The sequence below is a fragment of the Cytophaga sp. genome, from assembly GCF_051961495.1.
Classification (GTDB): Bacteria; Bacteroidota; Bacteroidia; order Cytophagales; family Cytophagaceae; genus Cytophaga.
This window is the reverse complement of record NZ_JBQCDF010000261.1, coordinates 1-3,139: the sequence shown is the minus strand read 5'-3', so window position 1 is coordinate 3,139 and position 3,139 is coordinate 1. Positions and strand designations below refer to the sequence as shown.

Here is a 3,139-nt window from a genome sequence, read left to right as displayed (position 1 = left end):
AATTCATAATTCATAATTCATATTAATGAACATCCTTTCCATTCACAATCTTTCAAAATCATTCAGTGATAAAAAACTTATAAATGGCATAACACTTGGCTTAAGCAAAGGAGAAAAGGTTGCTATCGTTGGCCGTAACGGCGCGGGCAAGTCAACGCTGCTTAAAATTGTGATGGGCCTTGAGCAGCCGGATTCCGGAGTGATCGCGATACACAAAAGCGCGACCGTAGGCTATCTGGAACAGGATCCTGTTTTACCTGCCGGAAAAAAAATCATTGAAGTTGCGTTAGAGAGCCGTAAGGATATCTGCGAAGCGATCATGCTGTATGAAGAGTCCATGGTAACGCTTAACAGCGATGACATGGAAAAAGCCATCACTATGATGGATGCCTTGCAGGCATGGGAGTTTGAAGACAGAGCCAAACGTATTCTTTCCAAATTAGGCTTACAGGATGCTTCGCTTGAAGTGCAGAATCTTTCAGGCGGACAGCAGCGCCGCGTGGCCCTTGCCCGCGTATTGCTACAGGAACCGGATGTGCTGTTAATGGATGAGCCTACCAACCACCTGGATCTGGATATGATCGAATGGCTCGAAGAATTACTGAAAGCTTCACAACAAACGTTGTTGTTCATTACCCACGACCGATATTTCCTGGATGAAGTTGCTAACGGTATCCTTGAACTGGAAGCGGGAAAAATTCAGATGTACCGCACCAAATACCCGGAATACCTGGAACGCAAAGCGGAAGAAGAGGCGATCCGTACTGCTTCGCTGGAGAAAGTAACGAATACCTTGCGCAAGGAAGCTGAATGGATGCGCCGCCAGCCCAAAGCCCGCGGTACCAAAGCGAAATACCGGATCGAGGCATTCCACTCTATGGAGGGAAATAGAGATCAATTGAAAGAAGCGGGACAAGGCGATGTGCAGCTGGACTTCAGCAGCCGCCGTATGGGAAATAAAATTCTGGAACTGCATCATGTAAACAAGGCATTTGGTGAGAAAAAAATTCTTACCGACTTCAATTACATTTTCAGAAAAAATGAAAAGCTTGGTATCATCGGTAAGAACGGCAGCGGTAAAACCACCTTGCTGCAACTGATCAACCGTGCCATACAGCCCGATTCAGGTGAGATCATAACAGGTGAAACCATTCACTTAGGTTATTATACACAGAAAGGTTTAACTTTTAAACCCAGACAAAAAGTAATTGAACTGGTAACAGAAATTGCTGAACAGTTCCAGACCGGTAACGGCGAAGAGCTAAGCGCTTCTGCCCTGCTGAAACGCTTTTTGTTTGAGCCTTCACGCCAGTATGAATTTATCGAAAAGCTGAGCGGCGGTGAGAAAAAACGTCTGCACCTGCTTACTGTATTGGTGCGCCAGCCAAACTTCCTGATCCTGGACGAGCCTACCAACGACATGGATCTTTCTACCTTAAGCGTATTGGAAGATTATCTGGAAAACTACAAAGGCTGCCTGATCATCGTGTCACACGACCGTTATTTCATGGATAAACTGGTAGATCATTTGTTAGTGTTTGAAGGCGAAGGTGTAATGCGTGAGTATCCGGGTAACTATACTGACTACCGTTACGAAGTAGAAGAAGCAATTGAAACCTCACGTAAGCCGGAAGTGAAAGAAGCTGCCAAAGCAGCGGCTGCGCAGAAAGAAGCGAAGAATACCAGCAAGCGTTCGTTTAAGGAACAGAAAGAATTTGAAGATTTGGAAAAAGAAATCGAAGCAGACGAAACCAGAAAAAACGAACTGATCGAAAAACTTTCCAATCCGGATTCAGGCGCGAACATTGCGCAATGGTCAAAAGAGCTGGAGCAACTGGAAACGCAATTAGAAAATAAAACCCTGCGTTGGCTGGAATTATCGGAGAAGAATTAAGTTTTAGGTTTTAGGTAATAAGTTTTAAGAATAAGGTCGATCTCAAAGTCGGCCTTATTTGTATTTTTTACTAATCAATTCTATATCTAAATCATTTTCAATACAATAAAACAAATCCTTATTTAGACTAATTCTAGGTATTGAGTGATTTTCTTCGTATTTTTGATATAGAAATCAAATCGAATTTGTAATGACAGAGCATTTTGATACCCAAATGACAGAATTGTACAGAACAGGCAAAGGTGCAACGTACCAGTGTGATGTTACAGATCGTATTTATCTGCAGTTTGGCGATATCAGCGCTTCTTTCAAGATCCGTGATTTCTTTATTTTCCGCCGTACTGTAAAAACAGTAAACATCCATGAGATGATTTTTAACCTATCCGACGATTACGATTTTGAATGGATCGAATCACCAAAAAGCGGCATTGCACAAAAGCTTACACTGTGCGAAATCATCCAGCTGCGCGACTTATTGGACGGCACAAAATTCTCTTTAGAGCTTAATTCTGTACTGCACGAAACGCTGGGCATGCAGGTAACACGCTAATCATTCTATTTAGATTTATTACAAATTCCCTTAGGGTATCAGCAATGTTGAACTAAAACTCAATATTGTTAGTATACTTGTATATCAATTTTATGGAATTTTAAATCGTTACTAAGATGAAAGACCTGGTAAGACTTCGTACATCCCTGAAAGAGGAAATAGAAATCATATTGAACGCGCAATGCAAAATGGAAGCGGAAGCTTCTAACAAATATCTGGCAATGGCTTCATGGCTTGAAAGAAATGGTTTCAAACAATCTGCGGATTATTTATACGCACAGGCTGAAGAAGAGCGCACGCACTTTCTTAAAATATTCAAATACATCAACGATGTTGGCGGAACAGCGATCACTCCAGTAATCGGTGAAGTTCCTCAGGAATACAAAAACTTAAAGAGCGTATTTGAAACAGCTTTACAAAACGAAATAGCGGTATCGCTTTCAATCAATAAAATTGTTGCGAAATGCCGCGAAGTAAACGACTTTGCTACAGAAGAATTCATTATGTGGTTTGTAAAAGAACAACGTGAAGAAGAAGAAAACGCAAGAAGAGCACTGGAGTTATTTGAAGTGATTGATGTTGACAGCTCAGCGGGTAAATTCTTACTTGACAAAGAAATCGCCAAGATTGGCGGACAAGAATAATCTGATTTCAGATAAAACAAAAATCCCATCCCGATAGCTATCGGGATGGGA

Annotated in this window: 3 protein-coding genes; all 3 read left to right on the top strand. The window is 41.6% G+C overall.

Going from position 1 to position 3,139, the window contains the following annotated elements; all coding sequences use genetic code 11:
• Nucleotides 1-25 precede the first annotated feature (25 nt).
• A complete protein-coding gene (locus tag ACTHJT_RS14565; RefSeq protein WP_440239478.1) occupies nt 26-1,894 on the top strand; it encodes an ABC-F family ATP-binding cassette domain-containing protein in 1,869 nt (622 codons plus the stop codon).
• A gap of 190 nt (nt 1,895-2,084) precedes the next feature.
• The gene (locus tag ACTHJT_RS14560) at nt 2,085-2,444 is read left to right on the top strand and encodes a hypothetical protein (protein WP_440239476.1); all 360 of its coding nucleotides are present in this window, start codon (nt 2,085-2,087) and stop codon (nt 2,442-2,444) included.
• A gap of 116 nt (nt 2,445-2,560) precedes the next feature.
• Entirely contained in the window at nt 2,561-3,088 is a 528-nt protein-coding gene (locus ACTHJT_RS14555; protein WP_440239474.1) for a ferritin, read from the top strand.
• The last annotated feature ends 51 nt before the right edge of the window (nt 3,089-3,139 follow it).

Bases quoted from the DNA above. Each gene is read 5' to 3' on its own strand.
- ACTHJT_RS14560 (WP_440239476.1), top strand. From the start codon at position 2,085: ATGACAGAGCATTTTGATACCCAAATGACAGAATTGTACAGAACAGGC.
- ACTHJT_RS14555 (WP_440239474.1), top strand. From the start codon at position 2,561: ATGAAAGACCTGGTAAGACTTCGTACATCCCTGAAAGAGGAAATAGAA.
- ACTHJT_RS14565 (WP_440239478.1), top strand. From the start codon at position 26: ATGAACATCCTTTCCATTCACAATCTTTCAAAATCATTCAGTGATAAA.